This is a genomic window from Guptibacillus algicola (genome assembly GCF_020171805.1).
GTDB classification, from domain to species: Bacteria; Bacillota; Bacilli; order Bacillales; family Guptibacillaceae; genus Guptibacillus; species Guptibacillus algicola.
This window is the reverse complement of sequence record NZ_JAIVAF010000004.1, coordinates 187,321-205,688: the sequence shown is the minus strand read 5'-3', so window position 1 is coordinate 205,688 and position 18,368 is coordinate 187,321. Positions and strand designations below refer to the sequence as shown.

General features: G+C 41.6%; 23 protein-coding genes and 1 other annotated feature. Of the genes, 14 read left to right on the top strand and 9 right to left on the bottom strand.

Translation table 11 applies throughout. From position 1 onward, the window contains the following. The first annotated feature begins 52 nt into the window (after window positions 1-52). Both LCM09_RS15115 and LCM09_RS15110 read left to right on the top strand, forming a co-directional pair. The gene (locus tag LCM09_RS15115) at window positions 53-352 is read left to right on the top strand and encodes a hypothetical protein (protein ID WP_224883574.1); all 300 of its coding nucleotides are present in this window, start codon (window positions 53-55) and stop codon (window positions 350-352) included. Window positions 353-430: 78 nt separating this feature from the next. Next, window positions 431-718 carry a putative quinol monooxygenase gene (locus tag LCM09_RS15110; RefSeq protein ID WP_224883572.1) on the top strand — a complete coding sequence of 96 codons (288 nt, stop codon included), beginning with the start codon at window positions 431-433 and terminating at the stop codon, window positions 716-718. A gap of 83 nt (window positions 719-801) precedes the next feature. On the opposite strand, the gene LCM09_RS15105 is transcribed toward LCM09_RS15110, so the two are convergent. Then, window positions 802-1,359 carry a TetR/AcrR family transcriptional regulator gene (locus LCM09_RS15105; protein ID WP_224883570.1) on the bottom strand — a complete coding sequence of 186 codons (558 nt, stop codon included), beginning with the start codon at window positions 1,357-1,359 and terminating at the stop codon, window positions 802-804. Between the two features lie 293 nt (window positions 1,360-1,652). Between LCM09_RS15105 and LCM09_RS15100 the strand changes: the two genes are divergently transcribed. The 3 genes from LCM09_RS15100 to LCM09_RS15090 are packed head-to-tail and all read left to right on the top strand — an operon-like array spanning window position 1,653 to window position 3,996. Beyond that, a complete protein-coding gene (locus LCM09_RS15100; protein ID WP_224883569.1) occupies window positions 1,653-2,543 on the top strand; it encodes a beta-keto acid cleavage family enzyme in 891 nt (296 codons plus the stop codon). A gap of 2 nt (window positions 2,544-2,545) precedes the next feature. Beyond that, window positions 2,546-3,508 (top strand): 3-hydroxyacyl-CoA dehydrogenase NAD-binding domain-containing protein, encoded by a 963-nt coding sequence (locus tag LCM09_RS15095; protein ID WP_224883567.1) that lies wholly within the window; start codon window positions 2,546-2,548, stop codon window positions 3,506-3,508. Window positions 3,509-3,519: 11 nt separating this feature from the next. Beyond that, window positions 3,520-3,996, top strand: a complete 477-nt coding sequence (locus tag LCM09_RS15090; RefSeq protein WP_224883565.1) for a thioesterase family protein — start codon at window positions 3,520-3,522, stop codon at window positions 3,994-3,996. A gap of 44 nt (window positions 3,997-4,040) precedes the next feature. Here LCM09_RS15090 and arsC read toward each other — a convergent pair whose 3' ends face one another. From arsC to LCM09_RS15075, 3 genes are read right to left on the bottom strand one after another with little or no spacing between them, the layout of a single operon-like run. Next, the gene (gene arsC, locus LCM09_RS15085; protein ID WP_224883563.1) at window positions 4,041-4,463 is read right to left on the bottom strand and encodes an arsenate reductase (thioredoxin); all 423 of its coding nucleotides are present in this window, start codon (window positions 4,461-4,463) and stop codon (window positions 4,041-4,043) included. A 33-nt stretch (window positions 4,464-4,496) separates the two neighbouring features. After that, on the bottom strand, window positions 4,497-5,792 hold the full coding sequence (locus LCM09_RS15080) for an arsenic transporter (RefSeq protein ID WP_263623025.1): 1,296 nt from the start codon (window positions 5,790-5,792) through the stop codon (window positions 4,497-4,499). Window positions 5,793-5,805: 13 nt separating this feature from the next. Continuing rightward, window positions 5,806-6,150 carry an ArsR/SmtB family transcription factor gene (locus LCM09_RS15075; RefSeq protein WP_224883561.1) on the bottom strand — a complete coding sequence of 115 codons (345 nt, stop codon included), beginning with the start codon at window positions 6,148-6,150 and terminating at the stop codon, window positions 5,806-5,808. Window positions 6,151-6,311: 161 nt separating this feature from the next. Between LCM09_RS15075 and LCM09_RS15070 the strand changes: the two genes are divergently transcribed. The 3 genes from LCM09_RS15070 (at window position 6,312) to LCM09_RS15060 (ending at window position 7,039) form a co-directional block, all read left to right on the top strand. Continuing rightward, a complete protein-coding gene (locus LCM09_RS15070; RefSeq protein ID WP_224883553.1) occupies window positions 6,312-6,551 on the top strand; it encodes a carboxymuconolactone decarboxylase family protein in 240 nt (79 codons plus the stop codon). Continuing rightward, a complete protein-coding gene (locus tag LCM09_RS15065; protein WP_224883551.1) occupies window positions 6,552-6,848 on the top strand; it encodes a carboxymuconolactone decarboxylase family protein in 297 nt (98 codons plus the stop codon). Between the two features lie 95 nt (window positions 6,849-6,943). Next, window positions 6,944-7,039 (top strand): YjcZ family sporulation protein, encoded by a 96-nt coding sequence (locus tag LCM09_RS15060; RefSeq protein ID WP_142329528.1) that lies wholly within the window; start codon window positions 6,944-6,946, stop codon window positions 7,037-7,039. A 132-nt stretch (window positions 7,040-7,171) separates the two neighbouring features. Here the strand turns inward: LCM09_RS15060 and desB are convergent, their stop codons facing one another. Then, complete coding sequence (gene desB, locus LCM09_RS15055; RefSeq protein ID WP_224883549.1) at window positions 7,172-8,227, bottom strand: Delta(10) desaturase DesB; 1,056 nt, start codon at window positions 8,225-8,227, stop codon at window positions 7,172-7,174. 482 nt (window positions 8,228-8,709) lie between these two features. Continuing rightward, window positions 8,710-8,957 (top strand) — a binding site (T-box leader). Window positions 8,958-9,003: 46 nt separating this feature from the next. On the opposite strand from desB, the gene LCM09_RS15050 reads away from it, so the two are divergent. The 3 genes from LCM09_RS15050 (at window position 9,004) to LCM09_RS15040 (ending at window position 10,970) form a co-directional block, all read left to right on the top strand. Further along, entirely contained in the window at window positions 9,004-9,996 is a 993-nt protein-coding gene (locus LCM09_RS15050; RefSeq protein ID WP_224883547.1) for a tryptophan--tRNA ligase, read from the top strand. 82 nt (window positions 9,997-10,078) lie between these two features. Continuing rightward, on the top strand, window positions 10,079-10,405 hold the full coding sequence (locus tag LCM09_RS15045; protein ID WP_224883545.1) for a VOC family protein: 327 nt from the start codon (window positions 10,079-10,081) through the stop codon (window positions 10,403-10,405). Between the two features lie 85 nt (window positions 10,406-10,490). After that, the gene (locus LCM09_RS15040; RefSeq protein WP_224883543.1) at window positions 10,491-10,970 is read left to right on the top strand and encodes a GyrI-like domain-containing protein; all 480 of its coding nucleotides are present in this window, start codon (window positions 10,491-10,493) and stop codon (window positions 10,968-10,970) included. Between the two features lie 29 nt (window positions 10,971-10,999). Here LCM09_RS15040 and LCM09_RS15035 read toward each other — a convergent pair whose 3' ends face one another. Continuing rightward, entirely contained in the window at window positions 11,000-11,617 is a 618-nt protein-coding gene (locus tag LCM09_RS15035) for a class D sortase (RefSeq protein WP_224883541.1), read from the bottom strand. Window positions 11,618-11,822: 205 nt separating this feature from the next. Beyond that, on the bottom strand, window positions 11,823-12,302 hold the full coding sequence (locus LCM09_RS15030; protein WP_224883539.1) for a site-2 protease family protein: 480 nt from the start codon (window positions 12,300-12,302) through the stop codon (window positions 11,823-11,825). A gap of 164 nt (window positions 12,303-12,466) precedes the next feature. Between LCM09_RS15030 and LCM09_RS15025 the strand changes: the two genes are divergently transcribed. Then, window positions 12,467-13,003, top strand: a complete 537-nt coding sequence (locus tag LCM09_RS15025) for a DinB family protein (protein WP_224883537.1) — start codon at window positions 12,467-12,469, stop codon at window positions 13,001-13,003. Between the two features lie 139 nt (window positions 13,004-13,142). Further along, window positions 13,143-14,162 carry a serine hydrolase domain-containing protein gene (locus LCM09_RS15020; RefSeq protein ID WP_224883536.1) on the top strand — a complete coding sequence of 340 codons (1,020 nt, stop codon included), beginning with the start codon at window positions 13,143-13,145 and terminating at the stop codon, window positions 14,160-14,162. Window positions 14,163-14,213: 51 nt separating this feature from the next. Here the strand turns inward: LCM09_RS15020 and LCM09_RS15015 are convergent, their stop codons facing one another. Continuing rightward, a complete protein-coding gene (locus LCM09_RS15015) occupies window positions 14,214-14,402 on the bottom strand; it encodes a hypothetical protein (protein ID WP_224883534.1) in 189 nt (62 codons plus the stop codon). Window positions 14,403-14,673: 271 nt separating this feature from the next. Between LCM09_RS15015 and LCM09_RS15010 the strand changes: the two genes are divergently transcribed. After that, window positions 14,674-16,653, top strand: coding sequence for a penicillin-binding transpeptidase domain-containing protein (locus tag LCM09_RS15010; protein ID WP_224883532.1), 1,980 nt, complete (start codon window positions 14,674-14,676; stop codon window positions 16,651-16,653). Window positions 16,654-16,724: 71 nt separating this feature from the next. Here the strand turns inward: LCM09_RS15010 and LCM09_RS15005 are convergent, their stop codons facing one another. Further along, window positions 16,725-18,305 carry a peptide chain release factor 3 gene (locus tag LCM09_RS15005; protein WP_224883523.1) on the bottom strand — a complete coding sequence of 527 codons (1,581 nt, stop codon included), beginning with the start codon at window positions 18,303-18,305 and terminating at the stop codon, window positions 16,725-16,727. Window positions 18,306-18,368: the final 63 nt, after the last annotated feature.

Below are 18,368 nucleotides of genomic sequence, written 5' to 3'. Positions count from 1 at the left end.
CTCCTCCCAGGGCTTATTCGTAAATATAGTAAGACAAGGGGAGGGACATCCTATGGAACTTTGGACATTATTGCTTATGATTCCTGTCTTCATTTTAGTGCTGATGGGATTTAATTTTCTAATGGGATATCGAAAGGGACATATACAGATCGACTTTGAGGAACGGTATACAGACTTTAACGAGTATGTACAAGCGATTACGAAACAGCTCAAAGCTGAGGGACGTGAGGTAGAGTATACGGGATACCGTCGTTTTAGAATCGATGGTAAAGAATATATTTTCATCGAGCGGAATGTGAGCATGGGCGGAGTACCGTTGCAGCGGACGATCCTTAAACCAGCTAAGGCTTGAACTCTTCGCATGTTTTTCGATCGTTATGTTCACTCTATAGAATGAAAAGATAAGATATGATAACGAGGTGAACATACAATGGATGAAATCGTGATTACGGCTATCCTTAAGCCAATAGAAGGTCATGAAAATGAAGTGTACAATGTTTTAAAGAGCGTAGGAGAAGCATCACGAAAAGAAACAGGTTGTATACAGTACGATTTACATCGATCGATAGAAGATTCAACGTACATTATTCAGGAAGTGTGGCAGAATGAAGAAGCAGTTAAAGGGCATATAAATTCCACTCATTATCAAGAGTATCGGGATAGCATTCCTGACTTCATCACTTCGAGGGAAGTATACAAGATGAAGAAACTAGATTAACGATTGAGCTGGATTTGGGGGAAGCTCAGATCTTTCAACTATACAAAAAAAGCACTCGCTCTACAAAGACGCGAGTGCTTTTCTTATTCGTTTTCTTTTTTAGAATTCAGATAGGTTTGTTCTAAGAGTGCATCTACGACTTGCTTCCGAAGCTTGTCATCAAGCGGTGCAAGGCCGAAAATTTCAGAGAACCACAATCCATCGACTGCAAGTCTTAAAATAGTTGCTTTCACAGGATCTAATCCGTCTGCCTCGATGTTTTCTTGCCAATTCGCATACGTTTGTTGCAACGGTTTCAGAAGGTCAGGATTAATTCCTTGAGCTGCAAGCATTCCAGCACTCGTTTCGGTGTCTTTTTGACTTTGGTCGTGCGTGGCTTTCACAAAAGCTCTTGTCCATTTGCCATCTTTATTAATATCTTCTTGTACAGCACTTTCAACATTAGATCGGTAGAGGTTGTTCATATGGAGTACAAGTCCTTCAACTAGAGCTTCTTTGCTCCGAAAATGATAAAGGAGTCCCCCTTTACTCACCATCGCCTCTTCTGCTACAGCATCCAACGTCAGCGCATCTATGCCACGCTTATGAACAATTAATGCCGCAGCTTCTAATATTTTATGCCGTTTCGACTCTCTGGGCATTCATCTAATCCTTTCGACTAAATAATTTATTAATCTTAGCACATCTTAACACTAGAGAATGTTGGAAACAATTCCTTCTTCGTTTCAAGTAATATATTTAAAGTATACTGTTTAGACGGTTTTTAATCAAGTTATTAGTCAGTGTAGTAGAGGAAAGCAACAAGTTATATCATGAAAAATTCCTTGCATAACTAATCTGCGGAAGGTTGAAAGTAAACAGTCCGGATGGTATAGTTTAAATTGTATTTAAAAAGTAAGCACTAATGTATAGGGATATAAAGGAGGACATAAGGATGAAAGGAAAAGTATTGTTAACAGCAGCAGTAACAGGTGCAGGAGATACCATTAAGAAAAATCCACATGTACCTGTCACACCGAAAGAAATTGCAGAATCTGCAATTGAATCAGCGAAAGCAGGTGCAACAATCGCCCACGTTCATGCTCGCAATCCTGAAACAGGTGGAATTAGCCATAATGTAGATCATTACCGTGAAATCGTCGAACGTATTCGTGAATCTGAGACAGACGTGATTATCAACATCACATCTGGAGGCGGTGGAGATTTCATCCCTAGTTTATCCACACCGTCTGCGGGTGGAGAAGGTACAGATATGCAAACACCGAGAGAACGCCATGAACCTGTAGGACAGTTATTACCGGAAATGTGCACACTGGATTGCGGTAGTACGAATTTTGGTAACATGATCTACATGAGCCCAACTGACTGGTTGCGTGAACAAGCAAAGCTTATTCAAGAAAGTGGTGTAAAGCCTGAACTTGAGTGCTTTGATACAGGTCACGTTCGCTTTGCAAAACAATTGATCGATGAAGGTTTAATCGATGGCGATCCAATGTTTCAGTTTTGCCTCGGTATTCCGTGGGGAGCTGAAGCGGATGCAGAAACGATGCTGTATATGAGAAATCGTCTCCCTGAAAATGCGCACTGGTCAGCGTTTGGAATCGGCAGAATGCAAATGCCAATCGCAGCGCAATCAGCAATGCTTGGAGGGAATGTGCGAGTAGGGCTTGAAGATAACATTTACTTGAGTAAAGGCGTTCCTGCAACGAATGAACAGCTTGTTGATAAAGCCGTTACGATGCTTAATGGTCATGGACTAGAACCAATGACTCCAGAAGAAGCAAGAGACTATCTACAACTTAGAAATCCGCACGGAGGGCAATAAAGATGGCAGATATCAAAAAAGTTGCAGTCGTAGGGACAGGCGTAATTGGCAATGGGTGGATTACACGCTTTCTTGCTAATGGGTACGATGTTGTTGCAACTGATCCAGCAGACGGCGCTGAGGAGAGAATGCGTAAAGCGGTCGATCATGCATGGCCATACGTAAAGGAACTCGGACTAGCAGATGGGGCATCAAGAGATCGATTGTCGTTTGAGCAAGATCTTGCGACTGCAGTTGCAAATGCTGATTATATTCAGGAAAATGTTCCTGAGGTTGAAGATTTGAAGGAGTCTGTACTAAAGAATATCGATGCACATGCCAAAAAGGATGCGGTCATCGGATCAAGTACTTCAGGAATTAAGCCATCCTATTTACAGCGTGGACTAGCACACCCTGAACGTTTTGTTGTAGCTCATCCATTTCATCCTGTTTACATTTTGCCATTAGTAGAAGTTGTCCCAGGACAAGGTACCACAAAAGAGTACACTGATCGTGCGATGGCGTTCTTTGAAGGTATGAATATGAAGACGTTACTTGTGCGCCATGAAATTGAGGGTCACATTGCGGACCGTCTACTCGAGGCAATTTGGCGTGAATCGCTTCATATCGTCAACGAAGGGATCGCAACGACAGAAGAAGTGGACAATGCGTTTATTTATGGCGCAGGACTTCGTTATGCACAGTACGGTCCTTTCCTTACGTTCCATCTTGCAGGGGGGGAAGGCGGCATGCGTCATATGTTGAAACAGTTTGGACCTGCACTTAAGAAGCCATGGACAAAGCTTGAAGCTCCGGAGCTAACGGATGAGCTTCACGACCGAGTAGTAGAGGGGTGTGAAGATCAGTCTCGTGACTGTAGCTTATCGGAACTTGATAAGAACCGAAACGAATTTCTTGTTAAACTTCTTGATCTTGTTAAGGACTATTGGCCAGAAGCACAACAGTCTAGAAAGACAAACGAATAGGAGGGAATGACGTGAAGCCTTCTTTCAAACTAGAACAAAAGGTACTTAATGAATGGGTCGATTACAATGGTCATATGAATGATGCTGAGTATGCGAAAGTATTTAGCATCGCTGTCGACGAATTTATGAACTATATCGGCTTGCACGAGGAAGCACGCGAAAAATACAGTTACACGATTTTTACTTTGGAAACGCACCTTTGCTACTTGAAGGAAGCACATGAAGGTGAGAAATTGATTGTTACTAGTCAATTGTTAGATATTGATCAGAAACGTATTCACATCTTCTTCATGATGAGCAATGAGCAGGGTGATTTAGTGGCAACGAGTGAACAGATGCTAATGGGAATGGATACGACAGAGGGAAGACCTGGAGCATTTCCTGAAGCTGTGGGTGTCGAATTAGAGCGACTGTACTTGATGGATAAAGAAAACGAAAAACCGAAGCATGCTGGAAGAACAATCGGTATTAAAAGAAAAAAAGATTAGCATATGAAAAGGCATCCCCAATCGATGGGAATGCCTTTTTATGTTTACTGCTCTTCTTTTGCGAAGCGTTCGATGCGTGCATCGATTTCATCGCGAACACGTTGGAAGAACGCCCATTTTTCTTCTTCTGTTCCTTCAGCTTTGGCTGGATCGTCAAAGCCCCAGTGCTCACGTGTTACATGTGGAGGAGTCATAGGGCATTTATCGTTTGCATCACCGCAAAGCGTTACGACCATATCAGCATTGTTCAATAGCTCGGAATCAATGGTGTCTGATGTTTGGTTTGTGATGTCGATGTCCACTTCATTCATTGCTTTAACGGCATTCGGGTTTAAGCCATGCGCTTCAATACCAGCTGAATAAACGTCGTAGCGATCGCTTAGGTGTTTTTTTGCGAAACCCTCAGCCATTTGGCTTCTACAAGAATTACCTGTACATAGGAAATAAATCGTTTTTTTGTTAGACATAATTAGCAGTCTCCTCTTTGTTGAAATGTAATTTTAGAGAATCAATAGCCATAGATAAAGGCCAAAGAGTGTGATTAACAGTGTTGGTACTGTTAAGATGATTCCAATTTTGAAATAGTATCCCCAGGAAATCTTCACACCTTTAAGGGAAAGTACGTGAAGCCATAATAATGTAGCAAGTGAACCGATCGGAGTGATCTTAGGACCTAAGTCAGAGCCGATGATGTTTGCGTAAATCAGTGCTTCTTTTAGCGTGCCTGTCGTAGATGTTGCTTCAATAGCAAGGGCATCGATCATAACCGTAGGCATATTGTTCATGATTGAAGATAAAATGGCGGCAATGAAGCCCATCGAAACGGTCGCTGCTAGTAATCCTTGGTCTGCAGCACCTTGAATGAGGTCTGCGAGTATGTCCGTTAAGCCAACATTACGGAGCCCGTAAACGACAACGTACATACCGATCGAGAAGAACACGATCGCCCAAGGCGCACCATTAACGACTTTACGTGTTTCAACTGCGGAACTTCTTCTAGCCATCAGCAGGAAGAAAATGGCTACAATCCCTGCGATGATCGAAACAGGAACGCCGATAAATTCACTTGCAAAATATCCTACGAGCAGGACAGCAAGTACAAGCCAGGACAGTTTAAACATCTTCTCATCACGGATCGCTTCTTTCGGTGCTCGAAGCATTTTTAGATCATAGTTTCCTGGAATATCTTTTCTAAAGAAAAGGTAGAGCACAAGGATACTTGCGCCTAGTGCGAAGAAGTTTGGAACGATCATTCTTGAAGCATACTCAACGAACCCAATATCGAAAAAGTCCGCTGATACGATATTCACAAGGTTACTAACAACGAGTGGCAGTGAGGTTGTGTCTGCGATAAATCCACTCGCCATAATAAACGGGAAAATCATTCTCTCTTGGAACTTAAGGTTCCGAACCATCGCGAGCACGATTGGTGTCAGAATAAGAGCTGCGCCATCATTTGCGAAAAGTGCAGCAACAACAGCTCCAAGAAGTGTTACGTAAATGAACATTCGAAGTCCATTCCCTTTTGCTACTCTTGCCATATGAAGAGCAGCCCATTCGAAGAACCCGATTTCATCGAGGATAAGTGAAATTAAGATAATGGCAATAAAGGCGAATGTGGCGTTCCACACAATTCCCGTTACTGTTATCACATCTTGAAAATCAACGACCCCTACAAGAAGAGCTAGAATCGCACCACCGCAAGCCGTCCACCCAATTCCAAGGTTCTTCGGCTGCCAGATGACGAGAACTAGCGTAAGTATAAAAATCATGATTGCAAGTAGTACAGAAATCAAATCAATTCCTCCATTAATCACAGCGAATGCGACGGCCGCTTATTTCTAGTTGGTGAAGCTTTTCTTTTTGGTCTGGTATGAGCTGAATGACGCTTTCGATGATAGAAAAAGCTTCATGGTCCTTATTAAGCGAGTAGAAAATCCACTGGCTATTTCTTCGTTCTTTTACTAACCCCGCATCCCGAAGTTTCCTAAGATGTTGACTGACTGAAGGTTGACTCATATTAAGTAAGTCAACAAATTCACACACACAGCACTCGCCATCTTTTAACAAACCGATGATCGTGAGCCTTGTTTTATCTCCTAATAGTTTAAGAACGCTAGCAGCTAATTCCATCTCAATGGCTGTTCGATTCATTGCATCACCCCCGTCATTAGTATATAAGCATGTGCTTATATATGCAATGGATTTTTCTTCGTTTCTAGTATTTTGTAGTGAGAAGAAGGTGAATTCTTCTTTTACTCGAAAAAGACAAAGAGAGACGGGAGCTCTATGACATCACAAAGGAGAGATAAAGGATGAATGCAAGAATTCACATGGTGCCATATGATGAGGCAGAAGGTAAGTTAAAAGAGCTTTATGATGCATTTAACAATAAGATGGCCAATATACTGCGCGTTCACTCACTCAATCCACGATCACTCGAAACGCATTTGAACTATTACAAAGTGATCATGTTCTCCTCTTCTCCTTTATCACGGAAGGTGAGGGAAATGATCGCAACCGTTGTTTCTGTAGAAAATGAGTGTTTCTACTGAATGGAACATCATGGGGCGGCGCTCCATTTCGTGACGAAGGATCATGTTCTAGTGGAAGGATTGAAGAGAAATTATCGTGAGGTAGAATTGGATGAGAAAGAAGTAGCTATCCTTGATTATGCAGTAAAGTTAACGAGGAAACCCAGTAGTGTAAGAGACGTTGATGTTGATGAACTTAAAGAAATAGGGTGTAGTGATCGAGAAATATTGGATGTTTGTCAGATCGCCTCATACTTCAATTTTGTTAATCGTATGGCAGAAGGTCTAGGTGTCAAGCTAGAGGATCCAGAGAGCTAAAACAAAGAATAACCCCCTTCCTAAACGGATGCCCATCCAACATGGTAACTATAGCATAGGATATAGTAATCCATGATGGAAGGGAGGCCAACTCCATGGGATATGGTTACGGCAGCGGGTTCGCTCTAATTGTAGTGCTGTTTATTCTCCTTATCATCGTAGGTGCAGCTTTTGTTGGAGGCGGGTACTAATACTCGATTCATAAAGCTGCATGCTGCAGGGTAATCCTGCCTTAAGCATGTAATGAGAACAAGTTTGCAGGGAGGGCTTTTGGTCTTCTCTGATAACTAGAAAAAGCAGCCCGTTTTTGGGCTGCTTTCTATTTATTTCTTTGTGAGTTTTCGTGGCAAAATCGAATGTGGATTCAGCTTGTTTCCTAGTGATCCAAATGCGTTTCCGCTATTTGGGTCAACCAGTTCATTGTGATCAAAGTAAACACGCGGCGTTTTCCATAATGCGATCATCGCTCTCGTCATCGGCATTTCATGATAACGATCAGGCCACATATCTTTAATATGTTTTTTAACGATCGGATAGTATTTCGGGCTCATACCCGGGAATAAATGATGTTCTGTATGGTATGAGAAGTTAAAGTGAATCTTATCTACCCATTTAGGAACCGTTACAGTTAAGCTGTTTGCAAGCGGATCATTTACAGGTGTTAATGGATTCAATCGGTGGTTTGTTGAAATATAAGCCATCACGATAAAGTTTGCAATCAATAATGGGATGAAGAACGCGAAAATCCATTTTTCGAATCCCATAATGAATAGTAAACCGATCCACGTTACCCAAGGAAGAACAACTTGAAGCCAAACTTCAGTCTGCTTTCCGGATTTGAATTCTTTTACATATACGAAGAACATTTTCATAGAATGAGCTGTGAACTGTAATGTTAAGGATGCAAAACTAAAGAATGCTCTGATGAAAAACGGAAGCTTGTAAATCCACTGGAAGATTTTCATCTTTGAAATCTTTTCGAGTGTTGGCCAAGCATCAGGGTCATTTTCATCATGCTGTGTGTGCACATGGTGATTCATATTGTGCCATTTTCTCCATAGCTTTGGTCCAGTACTTAGCGGGAAGAACGCGATCGCACCTAGTGTATCGCGAAGCCAAGGCTTCCGCACTACCGTGCCGTGCAGGATTTCGTGACCAAGAAACCCTAGTCCAGCAAAGCTTGAACCAATTACAACAGAGAGAGCTAAATTGATAAGTGGATGTAAGTTAAACAGTCCTATGATTAGGAAACTGGCAATTGTAATCAACAAGTAAATAAGACCACCGAATAATCGGCTTGGTACGGGTTTGAAGGCATCTTTTGGCAAGTGTTTTTTGACACGAGCGGCATACCAACTGAATGAATGTAGATCTTTCACTAAATCACCTTCCAATAGTCATTTGGGCAGAATTTTCAATAATTTTTGTTTGATTCGCAGTTAACTCTAACAGCACCCTTAAGGCATGTCAATGGGATTTATGACCAAAAGTTATGACCAGGTACTAAAAATTGTTGTTTAAAATGGTGAAAACCTTGCTATACCGTACGAAACACCTCCATACATTCACATGATAGTAAAAATATTTTGAGCAAAAATATTTTTGGTCATACATCGAAAGAAAAATGTAGAAATTTCTAAAAATACCCTTTTTATATAGAATATTGAATAATCTGATATATGAGGAACTTGGGATAGAAGGGAAGGGGGGAACAGAATCTTGCTATTTTCTATCTCTAGTATAACGCGTATTGAAAGAATTAGATAATTTGAAGGTGCATTTTAGAAAATAGTTAACTACTAATGATATGGGGAATATTTCTTGACTTACTCGTTATATAGATTTAGAATAATAAAAAAATAAACGTGCGATGATGAAGAAGAGTAGTCTTGAGCGTCACGACAGAGAGCTGATGGTTGGTGTGAATCAGTGTGCGCAAAAGGTGAATGGGCTTTTGAGCTTCTGGGCTGAAAGATGAGTAGGTTCCGGCGGAGCGTCTTACCGATACAAGAGACACCTTATAGAAAGGGTTTCTTATTTCTGTAGGAGTTAAGAGCGTTTATTTACGTAAACGAACGAAGGTGGCACCACGGGTTTCTCGTCCTTTTATAGGATGGGGGACCCTTTTTGTATTGAATTGAATGGAGGAGTAATCATGAAGAATACCGTGTTAACTGGCATTAAACCAACAGGAAGGATTCATCTTGGAAACTATATCGGTGCAATCAAGCCAGCGTTAGAGCTTGCGAAGCATGAGGAACCCGTATACTTTGTAGCGGATTATCACGGTCTGACGAAAATACAAGATGCGAAACAAATGAAGGAGCTTTCATATGGGATTGCGGCAACATGGCTTGCATTAGGTCTAGATCCTCAGAAATCGATCTTCTATCGCCAATCTGACGTTCCGGAAATTTTTGAACTATCATGGATTCTTGCATGCTTTAGTTCAAAAGGCTTAATGAATCGTGCGCATGCTTATAAAGCGATCGTAGATCAAAACCGAGAAACAGGGCGCGAACAAGATGATGGGGTTAACATGGGGCTTTTCACGTATCCGATATTGATGGCTTCTGACATCTTGTTATTCCAATCTGATCTTGTGCCAGTTGGAAAAGATCAAATTCAGCATGTTGAAATCGCACGTGATCTTGCGGAAACATTCAACAGACAATTTGGTGAGACATTTAAATTACCTGATTATGTTGTTGAGGAGGAATCAGCTGTACTTCCGGGGCTGGATGGGCGGAAAATGAGTAAGAGCTATAACAATACGATTCCAATTTTCGAGGAGCCGGATAAGCTTAAAAAGTTAATCAACAGAATCAAAACAGACTCTACAGAGCCACATGAAGCAAAAGACCCTGATGAATCGATTGTGTTTGCCCTCTATCGAGAGTTTGCAAGCGAAGATGAGATCGCTACGATGCGTGAGCGATTTGAAACGGGGATTGGATGGGGAGAAGCGAAGAGAGAACTCTTCGATGTAATGAATCTTGCTCTTCGCGAACCGAGGAGAAAGTACAAGTATTATATGGAGAACCTTGAAGAGCTCGATCGAATTCTCGCAGAAGGCGCAGGAAAAGCACGAGCTAAAGTAATGCCTCTTCTCACTGATGTGAAGCGGAAACTTGGGATCTATGTATAAATAGTAGTTGAAAAAGGAATATGATGAATGAAAGAGAAGGTGGATAAGTGGGAATAATAAATGGAGGAAGTGAGGTGTTGCAGTGAAGTACGAACTGTCAAAAAATATTGGTTTACAGGTGGAGAATGTCGCTGAAGCAAAATCATTTTATGAAGAAGTGTTAGGTTTAAAGCACCAAGATCATAGCACGGTAAATGAAGTTGAATTCAAAAGTGCTCACAACCATATCTTCTTAATCGATGGCGAAAAAAACCTCGGTCCTGTCTTGGAGTTGGAAGTGGAATCGTTAGAAGAAGCAAGGAATGACCTGCTGAAGAATGGATGCAAAATCATTCGGTGGGAAGGTAAAGGAAAGGATTGCTATGTGCAGGATCCTTATGGAATGACGTTTAATATTTGGGAGAAGTAGGCTCAGTGTAAAGGTTGGAATTGATAGCAGGAATCAAATGATTAACAAAGAAGGAGGTAGTAACTCAATCTAAGGTGGTGCTTTGATGTCAACTGAATTACAAACCCCGGTTCTTGTAGAAATGGGTGAGATGACATTAATCGGTATGAAGTGTGATACTACAATGAAGGAAAAGGATAAGAAAATTCCAGAGATGGTAGAGTCGTTTTATGCTAACCATGTAGATAAAATCCAAAGCAGAATTGACCCAAATGTTTCTTTTGGGATATACGTAGATCCTCCGAATTGGGACCCTGATACTGAAGAGTTTAGTTGGATTGCTTGTGTAGAAGTCGAGGAGGATGCAAAGGTACCTGAAGGAATGACAAAGATTGTCTTACCACCGAGAAGGTATGCAGCAGTACAGCATGATCCAACGTCAGATGAGTGTAATCCATATTCTTATCTTCACAGATGGGTTCAGGAATCCTCTTATGAGCGGACAGGCGATTTGTATGGTTTTGAGAAATATACCCCATTTATTGGAACAGAATCTAAGTATTTATTACATCTACCAATAAAATAACGAAAGAGCTGCCTCTCGTTGGCAGCTCTTTATTTACGTAGTGGCGTTTCTGTTGAAACGAGTTCTGATTGAATGATATATCGTTCTGGAGCAAAACCGATATAATCAAATGGGTAACAAGTTGTTAAGGTTAAGGTCGACTTGTCCTTCTTTACGATAACAGAACGGTCATCCTCATCTGTTATCCAGATCTTTCTCACCTGATAGTCATAGACAGTCCCTTCAAATTCCACATAGAGATGGTCACCTTCTTCTACTTGATCCAGGTTGTGGAAAACGGTATCTCTATGTCCAGATAGTACTACGTGGCCCTCTTCTTCAGGTGTTACGGTCCACTTACTGTCATGTAAGCCTACACCTTTCTTCAACGAATCTTCGTCTGTGCCATAATAAACGCTGTACTTACTACCGATTCGGGGAATCGAAAGCATCGCAGCTTTTTCACCATGCTCAAAAGTAGGCTTTAATTCTTTGTCATCCCCAACAGATATCGTCTTTTTTTCCACAGTAGAATCCCAGCCAGGATGGTTTTCTTGGATAGCTTCAGGCTGATGTGTCACAGCTTTACTCTGATTCCAGAACGAATAGCCACTCCATAAAACGATCAAGAAACCGGCTGATAAAAGTAGCAGCCCAACTTTCTTCATAGAGATTCCTTCCTTTTTAAGTTCACTAGAATAAGTCTCATCCTAACTCCCCCCTAAAACAGTCTCTCTTAATTTTGTTCCTCATGAAGAGGGATGTAAACACATTTATTCTAAAATAGTAAAAAATCAATGGATTGACAGGTGTTTCCACCGGTGGGATATCTAACGTTTAAAAAAGCTGCCCTCGAAGGCAGCTTTTTGCTAGTTAATCGATAGGATCTTCTGCTTTTCCGTAGCGGATAACATCAAAAACAGCAAGGCCATCACTTGGCTTGCCTGCATCGTTTCGATAAGGCATTAGTGAAAAGAAGATAAAGTAAACAGAGAAATACGAATACTGATAGAAAAAGAGTGCGGCGGGTAACACGTCTAGGTTGATTAATAGGTTAATGATCAAAATAACAGACAAGTTAAAAAGACTACCTGCTAAATAAATCGCAACATGAGCCCACGTTTTGTTGTATGTCAGCTTTTCATACTGACACCAACCTTCCATAAAATACTTTTTCTTCACTTCGAGGGCACCGATATGAAAGAGCGTCTCGCCGGTACCTATACAAAACTTTATTTTTCCTCCGAAAAGTCTCGCTGTTAGAACATGTCCAGCTTCATGTACTAACGTAACGATCGGTAGAATTAAAAAGAAATTTATTAAAAACATCGGTAAATCACTTAATGTAAACAATATGTTTCCTCCTGAACGGTCTTAGTTGTAGACTATTTTGTGCAATGATACAGAGGTTACCCGATTTCATGGGGGAACTAACAAGATTGAAAAAAAAATGTGGATTAAATAAAGGGTAATCAGGTGGAATATGGAAGTGTTCATATGGAAACTAGATTTATTGTATGATAGAGAAGCAAGTTGCACAGGATAGAGGAGCATTAATTTACATATTGAAAGGTGTGTTTCGTATGGAAAGTATTATGCAACAGATGGATATGACGCGTACATTTCTGCTTATGGGGGCAGAGAAGATCACAGAGGAGAATGCGGATATCATTCCAGAAGGGTTTCCGAATTCGTTACGCTGGCAGTTAGGTCATGTGCTTGTATCGTTTGAATACATCGTGTTCCATATGGCAGGAGAAGGAGTTAAACTCCCTGAAGGGTATGGGGAACTGTTTACTAGAGGAACTAGCCCGAAGGATTGGACCGTTGATCCTCCAAAGGTTGCTGAGTTGAAAGAGCTACTATCTGAACAAATGGGACGATTCAAAGATACGTTTGGAAGTCGTCTGGATGAAACGATCGAAGAGACGTTCAAGGCTGGTCCTGTAGAATTGAATACAATCGGTGAATTAATTCTTTTTGCACTGTTTCATGAAAGCGAACATGGCGGCTGTATCAAAGGTCTACACCGTGCTATTAAAGGTGCAAATTAATATAAGAGAGGCTGACGTTTGTGTTAGCCTCTCTTTTTTTAGCTAGCGCTCTCTTATTCCTACGTATAAAAGGAATTCGAGGAGTGCTATTGAACATACAAGGTAACAGTATAATAGAAAGAGAGAGGAGCGAGGAAACATGCAACCAGTAATCGGCCAAATTGAGAAAAAGATAAAAGAAGAAAAGTTCTCTGGCGTCGTGTATGCACGAAATCAAAACGATGTCATTCTCGAATCTGCATCAGGCTTCGCTAATCGAGCAGAGGAAATCGAAAATAACATTCACACGAGCTTTGGAATCGCATCTGGTTGTAAGCTGTTTACAGCGGTAGCAATCTGCCAGCTTGTTGAAAGAGGTCTGTTATCATTCCAATCTAAAATAGGAGACTGTTTTAAGGTACCATTCCCTAATTTCGATAACGACATAACGGTGCATCAACTGTTGACGCATACGTCCGGGATCGAGGATTACTTTGATGAAGAAACGATGGAGGACTATGAAGACTTATGGGTTCAAAAACCTTCGTATACGATGAACGAACCAAAAGATTTCTTACCATTGTTCCAGGATGGAGAGATGAAATTCGCTCCAGGGGAGAGGTTCCACTACAATAACGCGGCGTATATCATATTGGGTTTAATCGTGGAACAACTATCAGAGCAGTCTTTTACTGATTACGTTTCATCAAACATCTTTGAACCTAGTTGTATGAATGACTCCGGCTATTTCCCTCAGGATGCGCTCCCTAAGAATACGGCAAAAGGGTATATCGATTTCAAAGATGGTACATGGAAAACAAATGTCTATTCCATCCCAAGAGTAGGTGGACCAGATGGGGGTGCATATATTACAGCTCCTGACATGATAAATTTCTGGGAAAGCCTCATAAATGGTAAGTTGATTAGTAAACCAATCGTGTTCAATTTGTTAACCCCCCATGTCCATGTGAAAGGTAATACCTATTATGGCTATGGAGTTTGGATCGATAAAAATGAGAATGAGGTTACGAAATATCATGTGATGGGGTATGACCCTGGGGTGAGTTTCCACTCTGCTTATTATCCATCCACAGATGTCATGATCGCGATTCCATCTAATAAGGAAAGAGGCCCTTATAAACTATTAAAGGCACTAGAACAGGAATGGGATATGCAATAAAACAACAAAGCCAGTGCCTTTAAGGGTAGCTGGCTTTGTTGTTTCGGTTCTCTAAAAGGTATTCGCTATCCCTGTTGCTAGTAAGTAAACCGCAAACACGACCAATGCAATGCTAGTTAGTATATACGATCGTTTTGATTTAAAATCAATCGCTATCCCATTATTTGTATCGAAAAACCAGCTGTACTGAACGATTGCGCATACAATTAATAGCGCAATACCAAATGCTATGTTAATCATCGTCATTTCCCCTCCTCTATTCTCTACGTCCGCAATTCTCTTACTTATGTATACGGTTCTTATTATACGAAGTTTCAAGAAAGCCGCAGTTTCATGGTAAGAAGACTATGAATCTGTTGCAAGGGTGCAGAATGTGGTGAACTGAATGAAATAACAGGAAGTACTATTCATTTGTTAGCTGACTAATTTAAATATGTGAGTCTTAATCCTTTCAACTCGCGATCCGTTCTTTTATACTAAAGGAAAATAAAGGAACAAAGGGGAGCTAGTTTTGAATCTAAGATCATTAATCGTGATGGGGTTTTTCGTCTTGCTTCTTGCAGGTTGTTCTTCGCCTCCATCAGCGATCGATGCGTTCGATACATATGTAAAGGACTGGAACGAACAAGAGTTTAGTAGTATGTACACCCAATTGTCGCAGGATACCCAGGAGTCGATTACGAAAGAAGAATTTGTAGAACGGTATAAATCCATTTATGGCGATGTGGAAGTTCAAGAGTTAAAGGTTACATTCGAGAAGCCAGAAGAAGAACCAGAACCCAATGAAGAAGGAGTAGTCACGCTTCCTTATTCTGTGTCGATGCAAACACTTGCGGGAGAAGTCGCTTTTGAAAATAAGGCAACGCTAGTGCTGACAGAGGAAGAGGATTCAGAAGCATATAAGGTGAACTGGAATCCCTCCTTTATCTTTAAAGAGTTAAATGAGGGCGAGGAAGTCGCAATTACTTCTGAAGTTCCGACACGAGGAAATATAACGGATCGGAACGGTGTAGAGCTTGCGGTGAATGGCACTGTTTCACAGATCGGAGTCGTACCCGAAAAAATCGAAGCCGATAAAGAAGCGATTCTTTCACAGCTAAGTGAAGTATTGAAAATAAGTGTAGAGGATATTGAGAAAGAGTTGAGTCAGGGCTGGGTACAGTCGAATTCTGCTCAATTTGTACCAATTAAAAGTGTAATGAAAACAGAAGATGATTTGATCGAAGAAGCAAAACAGATTACTGGTGTGCAAGTGAATAATAAGACAGAACGGATTTACCCACTCGGCGAAAGTACCGCGCACCTTACTGGCTATATCCGTAACTTGCTGAAAGAAGATTTAGAAGAATATGCGGAAAAAGGCTATTCAAGTTACGAGAGGATTGGTGTAGCTGGCCTAGAAGAAATCCATGAAGAAAAGCTTCACGGTGAAACAGGCTGGACCATTAAAGTGAAAGGGACAGAGAAAGTGATCGCGAACTCTCCGAAAGTGGATGGTGAGAACATTCAAGTAACGATTGATTCAACCGTGCAGGAGAAGCTCTACAAGGAACTTGACGGTAAAGCGGGAACAGCTGTGGCACTCCACCCAACAACAGGAGAAACGCTTGCTTTAACAAGTTCTCCTTCGTACAATCCAAACGATTTCACGCTTGGGTTTGATGAAGGTGAGTATGATGCGCTTGCTGCTAATAAAGATCAGCCTTTCTCCGCAAAGTTCAATAAAGCTTATTCTCCAGGGTCCACGATCAAGCCGCTTACTGCTGCGATCGCCTTAAAGGATGGTCTCGATCCGAATGCGGTAGAGGAAATTGACGGATTGAATTGGGGAGCTGACTCGAGCTGGGGCGGTTATCAAGTTACTCGAGTAAAGCCAGCCGATCCTGAAGTAACCCTTGAAGAAGCGCTCGTTCACTCCGATAACATTTACTTTGCGAGAAAAGCGCTTGATCTTGGAGACGAGAAGTTCCAAAAAGGGCTTAAGTCCTTTCTCATCGGGACAGAAACTGACTTTCCCTTTCCGACTGCGAAGTCTTCTGTTTCGAACGATGGATTAGGAAACGGCATCCTGTTAGCAGACTCAGGGTATGGACAAGGAGAATTGCTGGTCTCACCTTATCACCTTGCGATGACGTATACAGCGTTCGCTAATGAAGGGAAAATGATGAAGCCTTCGTTACTGATGGGGCAGAGTAGCGAACCGATGGAGGTTGTCTCTACGGATATTGCTTCAATTGTTGAGAAAGCCCTTGAAAAAGTCGTATTAGATCCAGACGGAACCGCATACGAGCCTGTCGTTGAAGGAATCAGGATTGCAGGTAAAACAGGAACCGCTGAATTAAAAGGTGCCGGAGAAGAAACAGGGCAAGAAAACGGTTTATTCGTAGCGTACAATACAGATCGAAAAGATTTACTTATCGCAATGATGGTTGAGGACGCGTCGAGTAAGGATGTAATAGGTAAAGTTAAGAATGTTTTTGATCAGATGTAGCAGTAAATCGAAACGAAAAAGCCACATCTTATTCCATAACGGATTAAGATGTGGCTTATTTTATGCTCTTGCTATTTAGATTCTTTCAAAGGAACGTCAGGATTTTTCTCCTGGAACCAGCGAAGCGCAAAGTCATTTGTAAATAAGAGGACTGGGCGTTTTTGCTGATCGTAGACGAGAAGGTTTCTCGAGTTGTCGACAAGGTTTTCTGGCTTGTCAGCTTCGATCCAACGTGCATGCTGATGAGGCATCGTATCGAACTGAATATCCGTGTTGTACTCACCTTTCATACGGTGTTCGAAGATCTCAAACTGAAGTCTTCCGACAACGCCGACGACGATTTCATCCCAGTGCGCGGTTTTGTAAACCTGAATCGCACCTTCTTCTGAAAGCTGTTGCACGCCTTTGTAGAAGTGCTTTTGCTTCAATGCTTTTTGAGCACGAACCTTTGCGAAATGCTCAGGCGGGAAGGTTGGAAGCGCGCCGAATGAATAGACGTTTTTAGAACCGACAAGCGTATCACCGATCTGATAGGTGCCGGAGTCGTAAAGACCGACAATATCCCCCGGATAAGCTTTGTCTACATTACCTCTAGAAGAAGCGAAGAAAAGCTGTCCTTGAGAAAGCTTCATGCTCTTATTCGTTCTTTCAAGCCATGCTTCCATGCCTTTTTCAAACGTGCCTGATACGATACGAAGGAATGCAACACGGTCACGGTGAGCAGGGTTCATGTTCGCCTGGATTTTGAAAATAAATCCTGAGAACGTTTCGTCTTCTGGCTTCACTTCTCCTTCAGAGCTTTGTCTAGGTGCTGGAGGTGGAGCGAGCTCTAGGAAATGATTTAAGAATGTCGGAACCCCGAAGCTTGAGATCGCACTTCCGAAAAATACCGGTGTCTGCTTTCCTGACTGTAAAGCTTCATCGCTATACTCTGAACCTGCTTCATCAAGTAACATGACATCTTCTTGAAGCTGATTGACGAGGTCTTCTCCAGCTTTTTCTTTTAGGACAGGATCCTCGAGGTCTGAAATGTATACAGCCTCTTTATCCTTGTTATCGCCGTCTGTATCATAGAACTCTACAGCTTTTTTGTGTCTGTCATAAACGCCCTGGAAGTCTTGCCCCATACCGATTGGCCAGTTCATGGGATAGGATTCAATTCCAAGTACTTCTTCAATTTCTTCAAGCAGTTCAAGAGGTTCACGTCCCTGGCGATCCATCTTGTTCACGAATGTGAAAATCGGAATACCATGTTCACTAACAACTTTGAAAAGCTTTTTCGTTTGGGACTCGACACCTTTAGCGGCATCGATGATCATCACGACGCTATCAACAGCAAGAAGAGTACGATACGTATCTTCACTGAAATCTTCGTGTCCAGGTGTATCGAGGATGTTGATCGTATGCCCCATGTAGGTAAAGTTCATCACACTGGACGTTACGGAGATTCCACGCTGTTTCTCAATTTCCATCCAGTCAGATGTCGCAAACTTGGACGATTTACGGGATTTAACCGTACCAGTCGAACGGATTTGTCCGCCAAGAAATAGTAGCTTCTCAGTCAAAGTCGTCTTACCCGCATCGGGGTGAGAGATAATCGCGAACGTTCTTCTTTTATTTATTTCTTCTTTTAATTGGTTTTGGTTGCTCATAAGGCTATTTATCCTTTCAAATATCACTTCTTATGTAATATAACATAATCCCATCTCTCTTCC

Excerpts from the sequence above, each read along its gene's own strand:
- LCM09_RS15060 (WP_142329528.1), top strand. The coding sequence starts at position 6,944 with ATGGGATATGGTTACGGCAGCGGGTTCGCTCTAATTGTAGTGCTGTTT.
- LCM09_RS15040 (WP_224883543.1), top strand. The coding sequence starts at position 10,491 with ATGTCAACTGAATTACAAACCCCGGTTCTTGTAGAAATGGGTGAGATG.
- LCM09_RS15105 (WP_224883570.1), bottom strand. The coding sequence starts at position 1,359 with ATGCCCAGAGAGTCGAAACGGCATAAAATATTAGAAGCTGCGGCATTA.
- LCM09_RS15020 (WP_224883536.1), top strand. The coding sequence starts at position 13,143 with ATGCAACCAGTAATCGGCCAAATTGAGAAAAAGATAAAAGAAGAAAAG.
- LCM09_RS15065 (WP_224883551.1), top strand. The coding sequence starts at position 6,552 with ATGGAACATCATGGGGCGGCGCTCCATTTCGTGACGAAGGATCATGTT.
- LCM09_RS15070 (WP_224883553.1), top strand. The coding sequence starts at position 6,312 with ATGAATGCAAGAATTCACATGGTGCCATATGATGAGGCAGAAGGTAAG.
- LCM09_RS15100 (WP_224883569.1), top strand. The coding sequence starts at position 1,653 with ATGAAAGGAAAAGTATTGTTAACAGCAGCAGTAACAGGTGCAGGAGAT.
- arsC (WP_224883563.1), bottom strand. The coding sequence starts at position 4,463 with ATGTCTAACAAAAAAACGATTTATTTCCTATGTACAGGTAATTCTTGT.
- LCM09_RS15015 (WP_224883534.1), bottom strand. The coding sequence starts at position 14,402 with ATGATTAACATAGCATTTGGTATTGCGCTATTAATTGTATGCGCAATC.
- LCM09_RS15035 (WP_224883541.1), bottom strand. The coding sequence starts at position 11,617 with ATGAAGAAAGTTGGGCTGCTACTTTTATCAGCCGGTTTCTTGATCGTT.
- LCM09_RS15005 (WP_224883523.1), bottom strand. The coding sequence starts at position 18,305 with ATGAGCAACCAAAACCAATTAAAAGAAGAAATAAATAAAAGAAGAACG.
- LCM09_RS15075 (WP_224883561.1), bottom strand. The coding sequence starts at position 6,150 with ATGAATCGAACAGCCATTGAGATGGAATTAGCTGCTAGCGTTCTTAAA.
- LCM09_RS15050 (WP_224883547.1), top strand. The coding sequence starts at position 9,004 with ATGAAGAATACCGTGTTAACTGGCATTAAACCAACAGGAAGGATTCAT.
- LCM09_RS15110 (WP_224883572.1), top strand. The coding sequence starts at position 431 with ATGGATGAAATCGTGATTACGGCTATCCTTAAGCCAATAGAAGGTCAT.
- LCM09_RS15095 (WP_224883567.1), top strand. The coding sequence starts at position 2,546 with ATGGCAGATATCAAAAAAGTTGCAGTCGTAGGGACAGGCGTAATTGGC.
- LCM09_RS15025 (WP_224883537.1), top strand. The coding sequence starts at position 12,467 with ATGATAGAGAAGCAAGTTGCACAGGATAGAGGAGCATTAATTTACATA.
- LCM09_RS15115 (WP_224883574.1), top strand. The coding sequence starts at position 53 with ATGGAACTTTGGACATTATTGCTTATGATTCCTGTCTTCATTTTAGTG.